The organism is Bacillus sp. sid0103 (assembly GCF_019219025.1).
On record NZ_JAHUWN010000012.1, the window covers coordinates 80463 to 100192 of the forward strand.

General features: G+C 38.9%; 19 protein-coding genes and 1 riboswitch. Of the genes, 10 read left to right on the top strand and 9 right to left on the bottom strand.

Annotated features, from left to right (window positions below):
• Window positions 1-73 precede the first annotated feature (73 nt).
• Window positions 74-1018, bottom strand: coding sequence for an L-threonine 3-dehydrogenase (locus tag KW850_RS14755; protein WP_218348339.1), 945 nt, complete (start codon window positions 1016-1018; stop codon window positions 74-76).
• 53 nt (window positions 1019-1071) lie between these two features.
• The gene (locus KW850_RS14760; RefSeq protein ID WP_218348340.1) at window positions 1072-2262 is read right to left on the bottom strand and encodes a glycine C-acetyltransferase; all 1191 of its coding nucleotides are present in this window, start codon (window positions 2260-2262) and stop codon (window positions 1072-1074) included.
• 318 nt (window positions 2263-2580) lie between these two features.
• Here KW850_RS14760 and KW850_RS14765 point away from each other — a divergent pair, with 318 nt between their 5' ends.
• Complete coding sequence (locus KW850_RS14765; protein ID WP_218348341.1) at window positions 2581-2868, top strand: hypothetical protein; 288 nt, start codon at window positions 2581-2583, stop codon at window positions 2866-2868.
• Window positions 2869-3089: 221 nt separating this feature from the next.
• Here KW850_RS14765 and KW850_RS14770 read toward each other — a convergent pair whose 3' ends face one another.
• Window positions 3090-4088, bottom strand: a complete 999-nt coding sequence (locus KW850_RS14770) for an NAD(P)H-dependent flavin oxidoreductase (RefSeq protein WP_218348342.1) — start codon at window positions 4086-4088, stop codon at window positions 3090-3092.
• Between the two features lie 211 nt (window positions 4089-4299).
• A riboswitch (purine riboswitch) is annotated at window positions 4300-4401 on the top strand.
• 257 nt (window positions 4402-4658) lie between these two features.
• Between KW850_RS14770 and KW850_RS14775 the strand changes: the two genes are divergently transcribed.
• Window positions 4659-5252, top strand: coding sequence for a xanthine phosphoribosyltransferase (locus KW850_RS14775; protein ID WP_218348343.1), 594 nt, complete (start codon window positions 4659-4661; stop codon window positions 5250-5252).
• Window positions 5252-6565: a nucleobase:cation symporter-2 family protein gene (locus KW850_RS14780; protein WP_218348344.1), complete on the top strand. Its 1314-nt coding sequence runs from the start codon at window positions 5252-5254 to the stop codon at window positions 6563-6565. The genes KW850_RS14775 and KW850_RS14780 overlap by 1 nt, the downstream gene beginning before the upstream one ends.
• 48 nt (window positions 6566-6613) lie before the next feature.
• On the opposite strand, the gene KW850_RS14785 is transcribed toward KW850_RS14780, so the two are convergent.
• Together KW850_RS14785 and KW850_RS14790 are read right to left on the bottom strand one after the other, a co-directional pair.
• Entirely contained in the window at window positions 6614-6823 is a 210-nt protein-coding gene (locus KW850_RS14785; RefSeq protein ID WP_218348345.1) for a spore germination protein, read from the bottom strand.
• 136 nt (window positions 6824-6959) lie between these two features.
• The gene (locus KW850_RS14790; RefSeq protein WP_218348346.1) at window positions 6960-7439 is read right to left on the bottom strand and encodes a hypothetical protein; all 480 of its coding nucleotides are present in this window, start codon (window positions 7437-7439) and stop codon (window positions 6960-6962) included.
• Between the two features lie 213 nt (window positions 7440-7652).
• Here KW850_RS14790 and KW850_RS14795 point away from each other — a divergent pair, with 213 nt between their 5' ends.
• From KW850_RS14795 to KW850_RS14815, 5 genes are all read left to right on the top strand, one after another.
• On the top strand, window positions 7653-9206 hold the full coding sequence (locus tag KW850_RS14795) for an ABC-F family ATP-binding cassette domain-containing protein (RefSeq protein WP_218348347.1): 1554 nt from the start codon (window positions 7653-7655) through the stop codon (window positions 9204-9206).
• Between the two features lie 214 nt (window positions 9207-9420).
• Complete coding sequence (locus KW850_RS14800; RefSeq protein ID WP_218348348.1) at window positions 9421-10320, top strand: putative selenate ABC transporter substrate-binding protein; 900 nt, start codon at window positions 9421-9423, stop codon at window positions 10318-10320.
• Between the two features lie 13 nt (window positions 10321-10333).
• Window positions 10334-11086, top strand: a complete 753-nt coding sequence (locus KW850_RS14805) for a phosphonate ABC transporter ATP-binding protein (protein ID WP_218348349.1) — start codon at window positions 10334-10336, stop codon at window positions 11084-11086.
• A gap of 1 nt (window position 11087) precedes the next feature.
• Window positions 11088-12725, top strand: a complete 1638-nt coding sequence (locus KW850_RS14810; protein ID WP_218348350.1) for a PhnE/PtxC family ABC transporter permease — start codon at window positions 11088-11090, stop codon at window positions 12723-12725.
• 54 nt (window positions 12726-12779) lie between these two features.
• Window positions 12780-13217 (top strand): hypothetical protein, encoded by a 438-nt coding sequence (locus KW850_RS14815; protein ID WP_218348351.1) that lies wholly within the window; start codon window positions 12780-12782, stop codon window positions 13215-13217.
• A 146-nt stretch (window positions 13218-13363) separates the two neighbouring features.
• Here the strand turns inward: KW850_RS14815 and KW850_RS14820 are convergent, their stop codons facing one another.
• The gene (locus KW850_RS14820; RefSeq protein ID WP_218348352.1) at window positions 13364-13657 is read right to left on the bottom strand and encodes a hypothetical protein; all 294 of its coding nucleotides are present in this window, start codon (window positions 13655-13657) and stop codon (window positions 13364-13366) included.
• Between the two features lie 170 nt (window positions 13658-13827).
• On the opposite strand from KW850_RS14820, the gene KW850_RS14825 reads away from it, so the two are divergent.
• Both KW850_RS14825 and KW850_RS14830 read left to right on the top strand, forming a co-directional pair.
• Window positions 13828-15000 (top strand): MFS transporter, encoded by a 1173-nt coding sequence (locus KW850_RS14825; RefSeq protein ID WP_218348353.1) that lies wholly within the window; start codon window positions 13828-13830, stop codon window positions 14998-15000.
• A gap of 68 nt (window positions 15001-15068) precedes the next feature.
• Complete coding sequence (locus KW850_RS14830; RefSeq protein WP_218348354.1) at window positions 15069-15392, top strand: hypothetical protein; 324 nt, start codon at window positions 15069-15071, stop codon at window positions 15390-15392.
• A 132-nt stretch (window positions 15393-15524) separates the two neighbouring features.
• Here the strand turns inward: KW850_RS14830 and KW850_RS14835 are convergent, their stop codons facing one another.
• The 3 genes from KW850_RS14835 to kdpC form a co-directional block, all read right to left on the bottom strand.
• Window positions 15525-16598: a pyruvate kinase gene (locus KW850_RS14835; protein ID WP_218348355.1), complete on the bottom strand. Its 1074-nt coding sequence runs from the start codon at window positions 16596-16598 to the stop codon at window positions 15525-15527.
• 163 nt (window positions 16599-16761) lie between these two features.
• Complete coding sequence (locus tag KW850_RS14840; RefSeq protein ID WP_218348356.1) at window positions 16762-19104, bottom strand: universal stress protein; 2343 nt, start codon at window positions 19102-19104, stop codon at window positions 16762-16764.
• A gap of 56 nt (window positions 19105-19160) precedes the next feature.
• Window positions 19161-19721, bottom strand: coding sequence for a potassium-transporting ATPase subunit KdpC (kdpC, locus tag KW850_RS14845; RefSeq protein ID WP_218348357.1), 561 nt, complete (start codon window positions 19719-19721; stop codon window positions 19161-19163).
• Window positions 19722-19730: the final 9 nt, after the last annotated feature.

Below are 19730 nucleotides of genomic sequence, written 5' to 3' on the forward strand. Positions count from 1 at the left end.
AAATCCGCCATTATCGGCCAATTATTTGTCGATTAAAAAAATCCTGAACCATATTGGCCCAGGATTTTTTCATTTATAACTTCTGACGCAGCTTTTCCACCATATCCTTCGTCATTTTATCCAAATCAAACGCGTATTTAAAGCCCCATTCCTCTTTTGCCGCTGTAGCATCAATAGAATTCGGCCAGCTTTCCGCAATTTTTTGACGCTCAGGGTCCACCTCATACGAAATTTCAAATCCTGGAACAAACTTAGCAATAGACGCTGCAATTCCTTCTGGATCAAAGCTCATTGCCGTAATGTTAAAAGCATTGCGGTGGATAAGTTTAGATGAATCTGCCTCCATTAAATCAACAATCGCATTCAAGGCATCTGGCATATACATCATGTCCATGTAGGTACCTTTATCAATGTAAGAAGTATATTTACCATTTTTGATCGCTTCATAGTAAATTTCAACGGCGTAATCCGTGGTTCCGCCACCTGGAAGCGCAACATAAGAAATTAACCCTGGAAAGCGTAAGCCGCGTGTATCCACACCGAACTTATGGAAATAGTAGTCAGACAATAATTCCCCGGCCACTTTATTAACCCCGTACATCGTAGTTGGACGCATTATAGTATCTTGCGGGGTGTTATCCTTTGGAGTTGAAGGGCCAAAAGCACCAATCGAACTTGGGGTGAAAAATTGCGCCTTTAACTCTCTTGCTGTTTCAAGACTATTCATCAACCCGCCCATATTTAAATTCCAGGCAAATACGGGCTTTGCTTCTGCAGTAGCTGATAGTAATGCTGCTAGGTGCATAACCGTATCTACGTTGTATTTCTTAGCAACTTCTACCATTTTGTTTGCATCTGTTACGTCAACAGTCTCAAATGGACCACTTTGGGCTGCTTCACTGTCATTCTTTTTAATATCTGTTGCAATGACATTATCCGCACCATAAATATCGCGTAGCTTTAACGTTAATTCTGATCCAATCTGCCCTAATGCACCTGTGATTAAAATTCGCTTCATCTTCGTTTCTCCGTCCTCTTCACTTAGGCTAAAAAATAGTTATTCCCTTATGTTTAGATAACGCCCATTTCCTTGCCGACTTTTTCATAGATTGCAATCGCTTGATCGAGCATTTCTTTTGAATGTGCTGCTGTTGGCATATTCCGAACTCGTCCAGTTCCTTTTGGTACAGTTGGGAAAACAATAGCCTTAGCATAAACCCCTTCTTCGTTCAAACGTTTACTGAATTGTTGGGTAAGTGCTTCATCTCCAATAATACAAGGAGTAATCGGCGTTTCACTGTTACCAATATTAAAACCTAACTCTTTCAAGCCTTTTTTAAGATAATCTCCATTTTCCCAAAGCTTCTTGTTAAGTTCCGTACTTTCCATCAGAATTTCAATCGACTTCTTGCTAGCTGCAACATCGGCTGGTGTAAGCGAAGTTGAAAATAAGAATGGGCGACTGCGGACTTTTAACCAATCAATAAGATTCTTCTTACCAGCTACATATCCGCCAACTACGCCAATCGCCTTGGATAATGTGCCAATTTGAAAATCAATTTTATCAGAAAGACCAAAATGCTTGACAGTACCTGCCCCATCACCAAGAACACCTGAACCATGTGCATCGTCTACATAGGTGATTAAGTCAAATTCTTCCGCTATCTTAACGATTTCTGGCAGTAAGGCGATATCGCCGTCCATGGAGAAGACGCCGTCTGTAATCACCATAATCTTATTGTAAAGACCAGATTCTTTAGCTTCTTTAGCTTTTGCTCGTAAATCTTCCATATCGGAGTGATTAACACGGATTATTTTTGCTTTCGAAAGTCGACAGCCGTCAATTATTGACGCATGATTTAACTCATCTGAAAGAATCGCATCATTTTTATCCATGACTGCCGAAATAGCGGCCATGTTGCAATTAAATCCAGATTGGTAGGCAATTGCTGCTTCTGTATGTTTAAATTCAGCCAATTTCTCTTCGAGCTCAACATGAAGCTTAAGCGTTCCATTAATCGTCCGGACGGCACCTGCCCCGACACCGTATTTTTCAATCGCATCGGCGGCAGCTTTTTTCAAGCGTTCATCCGTTGCTAAACCTAAATAGTTATTAGAAGAAAGATTGACTAATTCTCTCCCGTTAATAGTGATAACAGGTCCATTCGGGCTCTCAAGTGGATCAATGAAATTATATAGGCCTTTTCCCTTTAAATCCTCAAGATTTTCATTTAAAAATTGCTCTAAAATATGACTAGACATATTTCATCCCCCTCTAATCTTTAATCCTGGATTGTTGTTTATGAAAAAACGATTGTCCGTTTCAGACGGACAATGAAATTTCCTTTAAATAGTGGTACTAAAGGATTCCTAATGTATACTTTATCATATTTTTTTAAAGTTGTTCATATCTAGCGGACAAAAAAGTAAAATATTTTTATTCTAATAACATACCCAATTCTAATTTAGGTTATTTCTAAAGAAACAAAGGGCATATTTCAACATTATTTTATAATCATACACTTTACGTTATAATGGTTTTTTAATCCCCTCCATCGTAAGAAAGAAAGGATGTCCATTTTGTCATTATTGTATTCTGCACTTTATTCACTTTTTGTTGGCGCAATCTTTATTTTACTAATCATTGTCGCTTACGATTTCCTGTACGGAGAAAAAAAAGAAAAGCAAACAAAGAAAATACATAAATATTTTCAAAAAGAGACAATTAAAAAAATCGACGTTCTCGAACATCAACCTCGTAAATTTACCATGTACCAAGTTACAACTAATAATGGAGTACAAAAGATTAAGATGAAGCCTGGTTATAAAGTTATTAAGATGGTATCAAAGGAAAAACGTAAGAAGTAACTCTCGTTTCCCATTATGCGGCATCTTGGTCCTTACTCTTTGACACATTTCGGTAATCTCATTAAAAAACGCTCGGAGTCTTATTATTACTCAGAGCGTTTTTGTTTTCTCTTCTTTTCTTTTTATCATTTTGGCAACAAATGTCCTGACCGGTCAGTATTTATTTCGATAGAAAGAAAGGACCCAACTGTGAGAGTCCTTTTTCATACAATGTAATTAAATTAGTTTACTGACACCGAACTCAATTTCCCTGCATTTCGATTGATGTTTTGTACTGCTTCTTTGTATTCTATTTCTAAAGAATTAATTATTTCAGCTACTGATTCAATTTTATTGATCGCTCCAACACCGTGACCAGCCGACCAAATGTCTCGCCATGCTTTCGCATTTGTTTCCCTTTGCATACTATCAAAGTTTACCTGATCTTTTTTAACGAGTTTCTCCGGGTCTAATCCCGCCTTTTTAATACTAGGTACCAGCATATTGCACATGACGCCGGAGAAAGCATCAGTTAAAATGATATCCTCTTGGGTGGCTTCAACGAGCATTTCGCGGTATTCATCATTAGCCATACTTTCGGTCGCTACGATAAACCTTGTTCCCATATAGGCAAGATCCGCACCCGCCGCTTGGGCAGCTAAAATCCCTTTGCCCGTAGAAATAGAACCCGCAAGGATAATAATTCCATCCCAGAAGGTGCGAACCATATCCACGAAGGCAAAGCTGTTAATTTGTCCTGCATGACCGCCTGCCCCGCTTGACACTAAAATTAAACCATCAACACCAGCTTCTGCGGCTTTTTTAGCAAATTTCAAATCACTAACATCTGAGAATACGAGTCCACCATATTCATGCACAATATCTACGACTACTTTCGGACTTCCTAAGGAGGTAATCACCAATTGAGGCTGATGCTTTTTAATTAATTCAAGTTCTTCCTGCAGACGGCTGTAAGAGCTATGTACAACCATATTCATTGCCCACGGTGCAATTTTCCGGTCTGGCTCGAGGGCACGTGCCTCTTCCAACTCTGCATTTAATTGTCCCATCCACTGATCTAGTACTTCAATGGGTCTTGCGTTTGGAGCAGGAAAGGAACCAATTACGCCATTTAAGCAACAATTTTTTACGAGTTCAGTGCCTGACACCAAAAACATCGGAGCCGAAATAACAGGCAACTTCAAATGAGTCCACCATGATTCTGGAATTGATTTTTCCATTTTCTTCACCCTTTTATATTAGAATTTTCTGAATAAACTGTACACACTAATAGTACCTGAAAATGAATGGTTATTCAATCTTTGAGTTAGTCTTTTATTATCGGTGAATAAACCGTTTCTAGTACACGAACGATGCGTGAGAAAAAATTTAAAATGTTCGTTTTTCTGAAAAAACTTATTGATTTACTTTTTATCTGCTCGTATAATGTGAATAAATTCATATCGTTTCACTCATATAATCGCGGGAATATGGCCCGCAAGTTTCTACCGGATTGCCGTTAACAATCTGACTATGAGTGGGTAATGCGAATGGCGCCTCTTTTTTAGATGTGCACCTATTCCTAATCTTTTGGACACGAAGCCCAAAGGTCATTATCTCACTCAATTATTTTGTTGTGAGGCAATGTCCTTTGGGCTTTTATTATTTTATATCCGGCTGCAGCGCCTAGCCCCTCAAAGTCACAAACCAATCCCTGCAAATGGCAAAGAGCGCCATCTGCAGGGCTCGACTTATGCTTGTTGGGGCATAATAAGGCGCTTCCGCTATTACACACAAGGGAGTTATCAAACATGAGATTACTAGAAGAAAAAATCAGCTCAGACGGAAAGGTTCTATCGGATCATGTTTTAAAGGTCGATTCCTTTTTAAATCATCAAATCGACCCGCAACTAATGCTTGAAATTGGAAAAGAATTTGCAAGAATATTTGCAGATGAAGGCATTACTAAGATTGTGACGATTGAATCATCAGGCATTGCGCCTGCTGTAATGGCTGGTTTATATATGAACGTCCCAGTTATTTTTGCCAGAAAGAGAAAATCGTTGACTTTAGTCGATGAGTTAATTACAGCTTCCGTCCATTCATTTACAAAGAATGAAACTAACGAGATTTCCGTTTCTAATAAATACATCAATGAAAGTGATAAAGTCCTCATCATTGACGATTTCCTAGCTAATGGGGAAGCAGCACTTGGTTTGGTAAAAATCGTTCAACAAAGCGGTGCAGAAGTAGCCGGAATTGGCATTGTCATCGAGAAAACATTCCAACAAGGTGCACAAAAATTGAAGGACCTAGGTATGAGGGTAGAATCCTTAGCTAGGATTGCATCTCTTTCAAACGGAAAAGCAACATTTATCAATGAAAATGTGGAGGAATTAATCTAATGAAACAGCATCCATTGAAAATTACTTCATTAGGAATTCAACATGTATTAGCCATGTATGCAGGTGCAGTCATCGTCCCACTCATCGTCGGCGGAGCTCTTAAATTTTCCGGAGAACAATTAACCTACTTGGTTTCCATCGATATTTTAATGTGTGGAATTGCGACAATTTTACAGGTTTGGCAGAATCGCTTTTTCGGAATTGGTTTACCAATTGTTCTTGGCTGTACCTTTACCGCAGTTGGACCAATGATTGCGATTGGCGGACAGTTTGGTATTTCAGCTATTTATGGATCGATACTAATTTCTGGACTTATCGTCATTGTTATTTCTCAATTCTTTGGCAAGTTAATTAAGTTCTTCCCACCAGTTGTCACTGGTTCAGTTGTAACCATTATTGGGATTACACTGATTCCTGTTGCAATGAATAACATCGCTGGTGGTCAAGGCAGCCCCGATTTTGGCAGCCTTTCAAATATCGGCTTAGCATTCGGAACTTTGCTTTTTATTATCTTACTCTATCGATTTACGAAAGGTTTTATTCGCTCCATTGCTATTCTACTAGGTTTAATGGGTGGAACCCTAGCTGCTTCTTTTATGGGGAAAGTAAATTTCTCTGCGGTATCTGATGCATCATGGTTCCACATGGTAAAACCATTTTATTTTGGTACACCTACCTTTGAATGGACTCCGATCATTACGATGACTTTAGTTGCCATTGTAAGCATGGTAGAATCAACTGGTGTTTATTTCGCCCTCAGTGATATTACAGGGAAAAAAATAACAGAAAAAGATTTATCCAGAGGTTATCGTGCGGAAGGTCTCGCGAGCATCATCGGAGCTGTGTTTAATGCGTTTCCATACACAACCTATTCACAAAATGTGGGACTTGTCCAACTCTCAGGAGTAAAAAGTAATAACGTCATTTATACGATGGGCGGTATGTTAGTGTTTCTAGGGTTTATTCCGAAAATCGCTGCATTTACAACCGTTATTCCAACACCTGTACTTGGTGGCGCAATGGTGGCGATGTTTGGAATGGTTATTGCCTATGGAATTAAAATGCTCGGCAAAGTTGATTTTGCTTCACAAGAAAATCTTCTAATTATTGCATGCTCTGTTGGTATGGGAATGGGCGTTACAGCTGTACCAGAAATGTTTTCCCACCTGCCTGAAGGTGTGAAAATCCTTACTAGCAGCGGTATAGTAACAGGAAGCCTAACGGCAATTTTTCTTAACATTGTTTTCAACCTAACAAAGTCAACAAAGCAAATAAAGCAAAGGAAGCAAGTAAATAATCAAATTGCTTCTTAATATACGAACGATTACAGCAAAAGACGATACTTATCCACGGTATCGTCTTTAATTATTTTTATCCATCCCCTTAATCAACTCAAAGATATTCGTAATCGTTCTTTGTGTGTTCGAACTTAATCTAGGAGTTGAATTATCACTTCCAGACCCTGAGGTTGTCGATGTTATTGTTATCGGAGCTATCCAAATGGCTCCGCCAAAGTTTACAATACCGCCAGAAATGGTACCGATCGAAATTCCCTCTCGATTGATTGTCAACCTATCCACCCCCTTCCTGTTTATTATTAGTATATGGACAAGTTGAGAAAATGGTTTAAGCTTTTCCATTAATAAAAGGAATAACTTTGTCAGTCATCAAAAAGAGCCGCATCTGCAGCCCTTTCCTTCCTTTAAATTACCTTTTTTGAAGCTTGCATGCTTTTTTTTCCAGTTTGCAGATCCACTTATAGTACCTTAACAGGATAAGTAAAAGAACCGGATTAGTCATCGCTGCATGCCACAATTTCCACCATCCATAGTGAAAGTACCCCCAAGGCGCAGGAAGTAAAGTAATGGCTTCATAGAGCAAAATAACAATGACAAAAAGAATAAAAAATAAGATTTTCTTAAATACTTTTGATTTATGAGGGAAAAAATTCAAAAAAATCATATTTACAGGAGGAACTAAGAAAATATGTGGTAGAAGTCCTGCCCAATCAATTTCTTTGTCAAAATACCAGTATCCTTGGTATTTGAATTCTACAAACAAATCGAAAATGACTTGAAAGGCAATGGTAAAGGTCCAAATATGTACAATTTGGTTTTCTGTCAAATGTTTATTTTTTTTAAAAGCGAAATAATTAAATAAGATAATGGCGATAAGTAATCCAATCATATTTTATCCTTTTTTAATTAAAGTGCCCAACTACCCAGATAATTAATACATCAATCATATTTCGATAAAAAATAAATGGTTCCTTTTTTAGACAAATTTCATTTTCCAATAAAACTTACAGTAATTTTCATCGTAAAAATATAGTCGAATCCTCAAAAATCTAGTATGATGTACTAATGTATTAATTCTTGAACAAAGCGAGGATTACAAAAAATGAGCTTACTAAACGTTGAAAATTTAAGTCATACATTCGGGGACCGTACTTTATTTAAAGACGTTTCCTTTCGATTATTAGCTGAAGATCATGTTGGCCTAGTTGGTGCTAACGGTGTTGGGAAATCCACTTTAATGAATATCATTACTGGACAATTGATTCATGACAGCGGTCGTGTCGAATGGACACCTGGAGTTCACTACGGGTATTTGGATCAGCATACCGTGCTGACTAAAGGAAGAACCATGCGCGATGTCCTGCGCGACGCGTTCCTCCCTCTTTTTGAAAAAGAAAAAGAATTAAATGAAGTAATTGCCAAAATGGGTGACGCCTCTCCTGAAGAGCTGGAGGTTCTTTTAGAGAAAATGGGTGAAGTCCAAGACGTTTTAGATGCTGGCGGCTTCTATTCATTGGATATTAAAATTGAAGAGGCAGCGCGAGGCTTAGGTCTCGATGCAATTGGATTAGACCGCGACGTTGCAGCACTTAGCGGTGGACAGCGTACAAAAGTTCTGCTAGCTAAGCTTCTTTTGGAACAACCCAAAGTCCTTTTGCTAGATGAGCCAACCAACTATCTTGATGTAGAACATATCCGTTGGTTACAAAACTACCTAAAAGACTACCCTTATGCGTTTATCTTAATCTCCCATGATACGGAATTTATGAATCAGGTATCCAATGTTATTTTTCAATTGGAATTTTCGAAGCTAACACGTTACACGGCAAGTTATGAAAAGTTCCTTGAACTTGCGGAGATCAATAAAAATCAGCACATTAATGCCTATGAGAAGCAAATGGAATTTATCAAAAAACAAGAAGATTTTATTGCGAAAAATAAGGCGCGCTATTCGACAACTGGCCGAGCAAAAAGCCGTCAAAAACAGCTGGATCGGATCGAACGAATTGATCGTCCGGAAACTGCCTTGAAGCCAACCTTTGGATTTAAAGAGTCGCGCAGCAGCAGCCGTTATGTTTTTGAAGCGAAAGATTTAGAAATTGGTTACTCTGAGCCACTTCTCCCAAAAATGAATATGACGATTGAACGTGGTGAAAAAGTAGCCATCATTGGTTGTAACGGTGTCGGTAAGTCGACCCTTCTTAAAACGATGCTTGGAAAAATTGATCCAATTAATGGTAAAGTTGAACGCGGCGATTTCCTCTTCCCTTCTTATTTTGAACAAGAAGTTAAAGCTGGTGGAATTACACCAATTGAAGATGTTTGGAATGCCTTCCCATCAATGGATCAAAATCAAGTTCGCGCAGCACTTGCCCGCTGTGGATTGAAAAATGATCACATCTCTCGTCCTATGAATCAATTGAGCGGCGGAGAACAAGCTAAAGTTCGACTATGTAAGCTGATGATGACGGAAAGTAACTGGATCCTATTCGATGAACCAACAAACCACCTTGATATTGATGCGAAAGCCGAACTCAAACGAGCGCTCAAAGAATACAAAGGAACAGTTGTACTAGTCTGCCACGAACCCGACTTTTATGAGGATTGGGTAACAAAAACGTGGAATGTCGAAGAATGGTCACAATTAACGGTTTAAGAGCCTTTACAGAAACCCTTGCTTCCTGGCAAGGGTTTTTCTTGATGTCATTGGTAGTATAGTGTTTTTCCGTATGTTATCCTTATCGAATAAAACGATATTTATTGATAGAATAAATCGATGTAATGAATTTATTAATAAAAACTATTTCAGTATAATTCAAAAAGTACAGAGATATTACAGTATATAAAAATACAACTAAGGTGGAATAATTATGAAAAAATGGGTATCTGCTCTTATGCTTGTTATACTTGTGTTTTCTTTAGCTGCATGCGGGCAAACTGAAAAAAATACTGGTGAAGGTAAGAAAGAAACGACAACAAAAGAAGTCTTTAAAATTGGTGCCATTCCTGATCAGAATGCTGCAGATTTAGAAAAAGGAATGACAGCGGTAGCTAAATATCTTAGCGAAAAGACTGGGATGAAAGTGGAATTTGTACCGTCAGTTGATTACGCAGCACTAGTGACTGCTTTCCAACGTGGTGAAATCCATATGGCCTGGTTTGGCGGATTAACAAGTGTACAAGCTAGAAACCTTGTCCCTGATGCAGAGTCGATCGTTCAACGACCACGTGATGCTGAATTCCATTCTGTATTTATTACTCAATCATCAGAAAATATCAGCAAGCTGGAAGAACTAAAAGGAAAGTCCTTTACTTTTGGCAGTGAAAGTTCAACATCCGGCCATTTAATGCCACGTTACTTTTTAACAGAAGCCGGAATTGATGCAAATAAAGACTTCGATGGCAAACCTAATTTCTCTGGGTCACATGATACAACCTACAAGTTAGTTGAATCGGGTGCCTTTAAAGCAGGTGCATTAAATGAAGCTGTTTGGGAAGCTGCAGTAAAAGAAGGAAAAGTCGATACGAATAAAGTGAAAGTTTTCTACACAACTCCTGCTTACTATGACTATAACTGGACAATCAATAGTAATGTCGAGGATGTCTTTGGCAAAGGAACAAAGCAAAAAGTAAAAGACGCCCTTCTATCCATTACTGGCGATCAAAAGGATATTGCAGATTTATTCCAAACTGACAGCTTTGTTGAAACAAATAACGATAATTACAAAAAGATTGAAAAGGTAGCGAAAGAGTTACAGATTATTAAATAGTAGGTGGCTTAAAATGTCTTCAAAAACTATGATTGAAGCAATAAATATATCGAAACAATTTGAGCGGAAGATAGCCTTATCTTCCCTTTCTTTTTCTATTAAGCAAGGCGATATGGTTGCGTTAATTGGACCAAGCGGTGCCGGAAAAACAACATTATTAAATTCCATAGCAGGACTTGTGCCTATCCAAAGTGGGGAGCTTTTAATTGACAGCGACCCGATAGCAACCTACAAAAAAGGCAAAAAATTTGCTAAAAAGGTAGGAGTGATTCGCCAACAATTTGATTTGATTGGGTCCATTGCAGTAATCCACAATGTTCTCGCTGGTCGATTAGCTGACTGGGGCGTTTTCAAATCCCTCTTCTCTTTGCTAATCCCACAAGAAAAAGAAGTTGCATTGAATGCACTTGAAAAAGTTGGTCTGGCAGATAAAATGTACGACATCACATCCACTTTATCTGGAGGCGAACAGCAGCGGGTTGCCATGGCAAGATTAATGGTTCAAAATCCGGAAGTAATTTTAGCTGACGAACCAGTAGCCTCACTTGACCCGGCACGGGCCGAAGATGTTTTAGCCATGCTGATCAAAATCGTTTCTGAGCAAAAACAAACGTTAATGGCCAGTTTACATTCAGTCGAATATGCTCGAAAATATTTTACTAGAATCATAGCCCTTAAAAATGGGGAAATCCTTTTTGATTTGCCAACTGAAAACGTAACAGATGATTTGTTAACTGACCTTTATCGAATAAAGGAGCAAGAGTAAGATGTGGCGACAAACATCAGTATTAGGCCGGTATAATCGCGTCATTCTTACGTTGCTATTGATAGCCGTTTTCGTTTGGAGTTTGTTTTCAATACAGTGGAGTGCCGACCTTTTTCATGCCGGTGGAATACCAACCATGCTGCAAATATTTGAAGGACTGATTCAACCTAATTTGTCAGTAGAGGTATTAACAAAAGGGCTTGAATCTGCCTGGATAACACTGGCATATGCTGTTGCCGGAATGTCTCTTGCTCTTATTTATGCATTCATTGTAGGGGTTCTTGCATCTGGAGTGTTAACATCAAGCAAGGTGGCTCGATTAACATCAAAAATATGCTTTAGGGGAATTTTAGGATTTACTCGTTCGATTCATGAATTAATATGGGCATGGCTTTTCGTTGCGGCTGTTGGCCTCTCCCCTTATGCTGCTATATTTGCCCTAGCTATTCCATACGGGGGAATCCTTGGGCGTATTTTTGCAGATATGTTAAATGATGTACCTGCACCGCCAATCACCGCTTTAAGTTCATCAGGAGCATCAAAACTTCAAATCCTAATTTATGGCTATTTTCCATTGGTTTGGTCAGACATGATCAGCTATACATTGTACCGATTTGAATGTGCAATTCGCTCATCGGCCATTATGAGTTTTGTCGGCCTCGGAGGTCTAGGTTACCAAATTCAATTATCACTCGCAGATTTAAAATATGATCAAGTTTGGACCTATGTGTATTTTCTAATTGGGTTGGTCCTATTGGTAGATTTATGGAGTAATTACGTCAGAAAAGGATATACGGAGAGAAAAAGACGTAAGGGTTTCAGTCATGGCTGGCTTTATGTCCTTTTCGCCCTGCTGTTAATTATTTGTTCTTGGGGGTTTATCACGGTAGCAGAGAATGCTCAATTATTTGAATTAATGTCTAATAAGAATATTGAATATGCGAAAAAGTTCTTTGGTGGTTTAATTGGATTAAACGATAAGCATCCTGCCTTCTTTAATGCTGGCAACTGGAGTGCTGCACAGAAACTCACACTTGAAACGCTGGAAATGAGTATCATGGCTATTGGATTTGCAACCATTGCTGCTTTCTTAACGGTGATTCCAGCGGCTAGAAATATCGCAAATGGGAGATTAACCTCATCAAAGAAATGGTATAGCTGGATCCTTTATGGGCTTGTCCGCATCCTCTATATCTTTTCCCGATCTGTTCCTGAGTTACTTTGGGCAATGATGATTATTTTTATTTTTAAACCTGGCTTATTGCCTGGCGCAATCGCCCTTGCACTCCATAACTTTGGAATACTGGGTAAGCTCTGGGCAGAAGTGATTGAGGATATGGATCCGCGTCCAATACGGAACTTAGCATCTGCGGGTGCATCGAAAATCCAAATCTTCTTCTACGGGATCCTGCCAACGGTCTTACCTAGATTTCTCACTTATATCCTTTATCGCTGGGAAGTTATCATGAGAACCACCATTGTGGTTGGTTTTGTCGGAGCTGGCGGACTTGGGATGGAGTTTAAGCTATCAATGAGCTATTTCCAATATACACAGATTACCTTGTTGCTGCTTTGTTATATGATCTTAGTCATAATCGCTGATTTTGCATCAGAAAGTACGAGAAAAGCCGTAAAATAAGGAATGTCATCATGGAAGCCGATGAAGGATAAAACTGGTTAGAATGAAGATGAAATGTCTTTCATTGAACCGATGAAGGAAAAGACTGGTTGGAGTAAAGATGAAATGTCTTTCATTGAGCTGATGAAGGACAAGACTGGTTGGAGTAAAGATGAAATGTCTTTCATTGAGCCGATGAATTACAAGACTGGTTGGAATGAAGATGAAATGTCTTTCATTGAACCGATGAAGGACAAAACTGGTTGGAATGAAGATGAAATGTCTTTCATTGAGCCGATGAAGGACAAAACTGGTTGGAATAAAGATGAAATGTCTTTCATTGAGCCGATGAAGGACAAAACTGGTTGGAGTAAAGATGAAATGTCTTTCATTGAGCCGATGAAGGACAAAACTGGTTGGAGTAAAGATGAAATGTCTTTCATTGAGCCGATGAAGGACAAAACTGGTTGGAGTAAAGATGAAATGTCTTTCATAAAGGGATGTGACACTTAGATCGCTCTATGATTATATTTGTCCGCAATAGACCTTATTGCGGACATTTTGATTAGTTTCGGCACTAGGAATGTCGCACACTAGCAAACAGATAGCATTTGCTAGCTTAATGCTATCTCCTTAATAACCTTCTTATAACACTCTAGTTAGCTTGGATTTTTATTAAAGTCATTCGGTTGTTGCGCTTTCCTGACTAACTTACCTCCATCAAAATGCCGTCCATAGGTTGTTACAATTTCAGCTGATTCTTCATAAGTTGGGATATAGCCATTTGCCTTCCATGTCAAAAAATACGATTGTACCTTTCCACTATTGAATTGTTCCCCCCTTGTAACCGATACCACTGCAGGCGGCGGAATCTCTACATTTCGATCCCCTAAAATAAATGCCCCTCCATATTTCTTATTAGGATCAATTTGCTTCTCCCATTTCTTTTTCATCTAGTAATAGGTTAAATACATTCATTGTTCAGGCAAAGAACGTTGCATACTATTCCCATCCAAGGAAATAATTGATGAAAGAGACTTGTATTTCTACGAACTTTTCCATTATCCTAATAATAGGAACCAAGTAACATCAAGACATCAAAGTATCTAGGAGTGAAAATTCTTTGCAATCAAAGTCCGCTTTACCGATTTTATTTGTAGTTATGTTTTTGGTGATGGTGGGATTTGGAATTATCATTCCAGTTTTACCTTTCTATGCCGAAGAAATTGGGGCGAACCCCACAGAATTAGGATTATTAATGGCCGTATATTCGCTTATGCAACTCATTTTCGCGCCAATGTGGGGGCAAGTTTCGGACCGAATTGGGCGTAAACCAGTGATGATGATTGGAATTGCTGGACTTGGTTTATCCTTCCTCATTCAAGCCTTATCAACGGAACTTTGGATGTTATTTGCGGCTAGAATCATCGGCGGCATTCTTTCCTCTGCAAATATGCCAACAGCCATGGCCTATGTGGCAGATATCACCACGGAAGAAAACCGCGGTAAAGGAATGGGAATAGTCGGTGCAGCTACAGGCTTAGGCTTTGTTTTTGGTCCTGCAATCGGTGGGATTTTCTCCAAATTCAGTTTGAACATGCCTTTTTATCTTGCAGCTGGATCCTCGTTTATTACCTTAATCCTTGTTTTTCTCTTACTAAAAGAATCAAAACAGAAAAAAGAACCACATAGCAAAGAAAAGCCTTCGTTTTGGAAGGCGTTTAGTGGTGCAGTTACCGTCCTATATTTAGTGCAATTATTAATTTCCTTATCCCTATCTGGTTTGGAAGCAACATTTGCTTACTTTGCCGCTAAAAAAGCTGATTTAGGTGCCATTCAACTTGGATATATTTTTATGATTATGGGGTTTGGAAGTGCAATCGTCCAGGGCGGTTTAGTTGGTAGATTGACTAAGAAATATGGTGAAAGGATGGTAATCCAGGCGGGAATCATTATTTCGGCCCTTGGATTTGGGTTGATTTTATTGGTGAATAGCTTTGCAACTGCTGCGCTTTTTTTAACGATTTTCGGTTTAGGTAACGGTGTAATTCGTCCAAGTGTCTCTTCTCTAATAACGAAGACCTCAAGTGCTGGCTATGGAAGTTCAACAGGCCTTTTATCTTCCTTTGACTCTCTTGGCCGAATTATTGGTCCGCCCCTTGGTGGATGGCTGTTTTCGATGGCAATTGGGCTCCCTTATATTTCTGGTGCGATCATTTCAATTGCAGCATTTATTCTTTTTTTACTTTTTCGCCCGCAGAGGGCTGCAGTAAAAACAACAGATATTCCAAACTAGTTAGCATATGTTTTTAGGACATGCATAAAATGGGTTACGAGCATGTAAGTCAAAAAGGAGCCCAGTTTATGAAATTAAAAACCTTTATAAGTATTTGTTCCCTATTGGTCACCTTAGGTTTTGCAGCCTATCTCGATTCACCCTACTCATTTATAAATAAAGACTATGCCTATTCAGCCGATCAACCCGTGATGGCACAGCCTGTGGATGTGGAGCCTTCAAGTGATGTTCCAGTTTTGGAGGAGAAACTAGAGAAAATTGAAAAAATCGATGGCTATTTAGTAGAAACGTATCAGGAGTATGAAGTTTATAAAGACAAAGATGGAAATGTCATTAAAAGTGAGCCTACTGGAAAAATAGATACACTACAATATTGGGATTCTGAACAATAAAAACCGCTAATTAGCGGTTTTTTTGTTTATAGGATTTATGGCTGATATTAACTATACAAAAAAAGACAGTCGATAATCCAATTTTTTCAGATTTTTAGACGTATTAAAAATACTTCCTTAAATTTCTTTCCATTATTCACAACTACTCGTATTATTCAACAAATTCAGCATATCGGCAAAGTCGAACGGAGCTTCTTTCCTAACACGTTCTGCAAACTGAGATACTAGCTTTAATGTTTCAATACTCTCTACTGGATAGTGCCCTGCAGCGCTTTCAGCAGATAACATGACAGCATTCGTTCCATCCATTACGCTCTGGAATACATCCATGACTTCCGCCCTTGTTGGTAAAGGGTTAACCACCATTGATTGCAGCATCTGTGTAGCTGTAATCACAAAGCTATCCAAACGATTACATTCTCTAATCATCGCTTTTTGCAAAAGTGGAATCCATTGGTAAGGTAGCTCCACACCCAGGTCACCTCGAGCAATCATCACTGCATCTGTCTCCTTACAGATTTCTTGGAAATTTTGGATTGCCTCGATTGTTTCAATTTTAGCTACCAACTTAGGAGCAAATCCTTGTGCACTTTCAATAAAACTCCGTATTTCTTTGATATGCGATGCCTTGCGGACAAATGAGCAAGCAATGAAATCGACTTCTTCCCTTAATAGGAATTGAATATCCAGTTTATCTTTTTCAGTAATAGCAGGTAGGCTCGTTACAACACCTGGAAGATTTACTCCTTTACGGGAAGATATTTCTCCACCTGTCTTTACATTCGTGACCACTTTAGTTTGATCTACATCCGTAATAATCAATTCAACTGCTCCATCATTAATCAAAATTCGATTTTCCGGTTGCACATCCTTAACTAAATTTTCATAATCAACGCTTACCTGTTTCTCGTTTCCTAATACTTGATCAATATGAAGGGTAAAGGTCTGTCCCGTTTTGAGAGTAACTTTTTCACCTTCAACCTTACCCAAACGTATTTTTGGACCCTGAAGGTCACCTAACAATTTGATTTGATGTCCCGTTTCGTTGCTGAGTGATTTTATCAAACGAATAACGTTACTGTGGCTCTCATGGGTCCCATGGGAAAAATTCAATCTGGCAATCGTCATTCCATGATTAATTAGTTCAGTGAGAACTTTTTTATCATTACTTGATGGTCCAATGGTACAAACACAATCAATGGACATAGTTTCACCTCAATTTTATGGTTAAAAATTATTGTGCCCTAAGCTTTGATTTTAAAAGGAAGAATTGCAATTTAGTGGTGATAGGAAGACGACGGGAGCAATGAAAAAAAGAGCTGCCAAGATGGCAGCTCCTGTTAACATTGTATGAAAAGAAATCTCAATATTATTGTTTCTGTTGGTCAGCTACCACCAATACATCCATATGACGTACCTCTCTTAACAATCGTTGAGTAACAGATCCTTTTACTATCTCTTCCCATCGGGAACGGGCAGATTGACCAATAATGACTTGTGTTGTATTCTTTTCGTTCATCTGATTCACCAACTTCCTAAAGACTTGACGTCTTTCTGTTGTCTCATACAATTCAAATACTCCGCCAAGCCGATTCGTTAGTTGTTGAATTTTTGTTAATGTTTGCTCCTCATCTTCCGTCAAGGGATGATGATCTTTCACATGAGCCACATACCAGAGGGCTTTTAAACGATAAGCAATACGAAAACCACGACGAATTAGCCTTTCACTGTCAGGTCTCAAATTCGTACAAACAAAAATAACTTCTTGCTGTCTCCAAGGTCCCCTTAATGTTCGTTTTCTCTCCCATGATTCAAGTCGCTCATCTACATCATCTGCAACCTCTCGTAGGGCTAACTCCCGAAGGGCTATTAAATTACCGGTCTTAAAGAAGTTATTCAGTGCTTGCTCAACTTTTTCGTGTGCATATATACGTCCCTCCTTCATCCGATCGCGCAATGCCTTTGGCGAGATATCAATCAATTCAATTTCATCTGCTCTTCGTAAAATATGATCAGGCACTGTTTCACGTACTCTCACACCGGTTATTTGCTCTACGCTGTCATTTAAGCTTTCTAAATGTTGAATATTCATTGTAGAAATGACAGAGATGCCCGAGTCTAAAATCTCTTTTACATCATCATATCGTTTGTAATTCTTGCAACCAGGCACATTTGTATGTGCTAATTCATCGACTAACACTACTTCAGGATTACGCTTAATAATGGCTTCTGTATCCATATCTTCTAATGTCGTTCCTTTATAGGAAATGTTTCTTCGAGGAATGATTTCCAATCCGCCGATTTGTTCAAATGTCTCCTCTCGTCCATAAGTTTCTAATAAACCAATGACGATATCGATTCCCTTTTTCTTAAGTTCATTCCCTTCTCGCAACATCGTGTAGGTTTTTCCGACTCCAGGTGCTGCACCTATATAGACTTTTAACGTACCATTGCGAATTTTATTCATTTCGTTTTCAAGTTCTTGAAGTGTGAGACGCCGATAGGGGTTTATTACTTCATCTTTCTTACTTTGTTTGGTTGGGAGGACACGTTCTCCATCTTTTTCGGCGCGATCGGCAACAATAAAAACATCAATATTTTTCGTTTTGCTTAAGATTTTATTGATAATTGAACCATAGGCAATTTCCTCCCAGCGCGTTCGTTTTGTTTGACCTAGTACAATCCGAGTTACATTATGTTCCGTTGCATATTGAATAATTTGCTTTGCAGCAGTATCTTTCTCTAGCGGTAACTCTTCAAATTCACCCCCAACTTTTTCCACCAATTTTATAATTGACCGTTTGAAGGTCAGTTCATTTTTAGATACTTTTTTATTAGGTGATTGAAAACAAACTACCAGTAAATCTCCGCCTAATCTTTTAGCAATTTGCTGACCTCTTCGTACGAGAATCGACCCATTCCAATGGTATTGCACAGTTACTAAAATTTTTTCTGACGCTCCTGACGGACCAATCATCCCATGCATTTCTCTATATTCATCTAGTGCGTCATTAACTTCCCCTGCTAAAAAGCGAAGAGCAAGTTCACGGAGAACAGCAAGGTTGCTCCGATGGAAGAGGTGATATCTCCCACGTTTTTCTTCATGAATTTGCTCGATATCACCTTCTTGAATCCTGGTAAGGATCGCTTCTGGCGTCACATCCAATAGCTTTACTTCATCGGCTAGTGCTAGGGTATCTTCAGGGACACTACAATGGACTTTAACCTTACCACCCGTTAATTTGTCAGCAATCCCCCTTACACCTTCTAACTCATATATGTTAAGGGTAGTAATTACACTTATTTTCTTATTTAACAGATAGTTAATATCATCGAGTCGAGTAGGACGTGGAGCATCGGGTCGATTACGATGTGCTAAGGCATCGACTAAAACCACTTCAGGATTACGGATAATAACGGCATCTACATCAAGATCGTACTTCACTTCCCCATTGTTCATCCAATCTATCGAAGGAATACTTTCTAAATCATCAATCTGTTCCATGGTCTTCGGACGGTTTAAGGTACTGATTATGCCAATGACAACGTCAATCCCTCGTTTTTTTAAATGATTTCCTTCTTGTAGCATGTGATAAGTTTTACCGGAGCCGGTTACCGCACCTAGAATAATTTTCAAATGACCTTTGCGTATTTTTTGAATCGATAAGAGGATTTCCTCTGGTGTTTTTCTTCGGAATTCCTCTTCACTCATGTCCGCCCCTCCTTTCTTTGATCCGATAAAGAATAAGGAGATAGGATCCTCCCCTATTATTTTATGTTTTGTAAAGCCATGTTTAGCTCCAATACATTGACCCGTGGCTCACCAAAAATGCCTAATGAGCGTCCCTTTGTATGTTTATTTATTAAAGCTAATAAACGTACTTGCGTAATACCATTGGCTTGAGCAATTCTTGGCACTTGGGCATTTGCTGCTTCCGGAGACAAATCCGGGTCAAAACCGGAACCTGAAGTAGTAACTAAATCGGCAGGAATCTTATTACTAACACTATTATTCTCACTTTTTAGATGATCAACATTATCCTTTACTGTTTTAATGTATTCTTTCGATGAAACAGCCGCATTCGTCGCAGCAGAAGCTGTTGGATCATATTTTGCTGCGGACGCTCTTGGATGGAACCACTGAGAACCATGAAACCCTTGAGCTAAAAGCTCTGAACCTTGAACTTTACCATTCTGAATAACAAGACTTCCTTCTGCTTGTTTATGAAATAAAACCTGGGCAACTCCTGTTGTGGCTAACGGATAGGCTAAACCACATAAAATCATTAATAACACAGAAGCTCGAATCGCGACCATAAGTGACCTCATAAATAATCT

Bases quoted from the DNA above. Each gene is read 5' to 3' on its own strand.
- KW850_RS14770 (WP_218348342.1), bottom strand. From the start codon at position 4,088: ATGGAAAAATCAATTCCAGAATCATGGTGGACTCATTTGAAGTTGCCT.
- KW850_RS14835 (WP_218348355.1), bottom strand. From the start codon at position 16,598: ATGTCCATTGATTGTGTTTGTACCATTGGACCATCAAGTAATGATAAA.
- KW850_RS14830 (WP_218348354.1), top strand. From the start codon at position 15,069: ATGAAATTAAAAACCTTTATAAGTATTTGTTCCCTATTGGTCACCTTA.
- KW850_RS14815 (WP_218348351.1), top strand. From the start codon at position 12,780: ATGTCTTTCATTGAACCGATGAAGGAAAAGACTGGTTGGAGTAAAGAT.
- KW850_RS14805 (WP_218348349.1), top strand. From the start codon at position 10,334: ATGTCTTCAAAAACTATGATTGAAGCAATAAATATATCGAAACAATTT.
- KW850_RS14810 (WP_218348350.1), top strand. From the start codon at position 11,088: ATGTGGCGACAAACATCAGTATTAGGCCGGTATAATCGCGTCATTCTT.
- KW850_RS14800 (WP_218348348.1), top strand. From the start codon at position 9,421: ATGAAAAAATGGGTATCTGCTCTTATGCTTGTTATACTTGTGTTTTCT.
- KW850_RS14755 (WP_218348339.1), bottom strand. From the start codon at position 1,018: ATGAAGCGAATTTTAATCACAGGTGCATTAGGGCAGATTGGATCAGAA.
- KW850_RS14780 (WP_218348344.1), top strand. From the start codon at position 5,252: ATGAAACAGCATCCATTGAAAATTACTTCATTAGGAATTCAACATGTA.
- KW850_RS14790 (WP_218348346.1), bottom strand. From the start codon at position 7,439: ATGATTGGATTACTTATCGCCATTATCTTATTTAATTATTTCGCTTTT.
- KW850_RS14760 (WP_218348340.1), bottom strand. From the start codon at position 2,262: ATGTCTAGTCATATTTTAGAGCAATTTTTAAATGAAAATCTTGAGGAT.
- KW850_RS14840 (WP_218348356.1), bottom strand. From the start codon at position 19,104: ATGAGTGAAGAGGAATTCCGAAGAAAAACACCAGAGGAAATCCTCTTA.
- KW850_RS14775 (WP_218348343.1), top strand. From the start codon at position 4,659: ATGAGATTACTAGAAGAAAAAATCAGCTCAGACGGAAAGGTTCTATCG.
- kdpC (WP_218348357.1), bottom strand. From the start codon at position 19,721: ATGAGGTCACTTATGGTCGCGATTCGAGCTTCTGTGTTATTAATGATT.
- KW850_RS14820 (WP_218348352.1), bottom strand. From the start codon at position 13,657: ATGAAAAAGAAATGGGAGAAGCAAATTGATCCTAATAAGAAATATGGA.
- KW850_RS14795 (WP_218348347.1), top strand. From the start codon at position 7,653: ATGAGCTTACTAAACGTTGAAAATTTAAGTCATACATTCGGGGACCGT.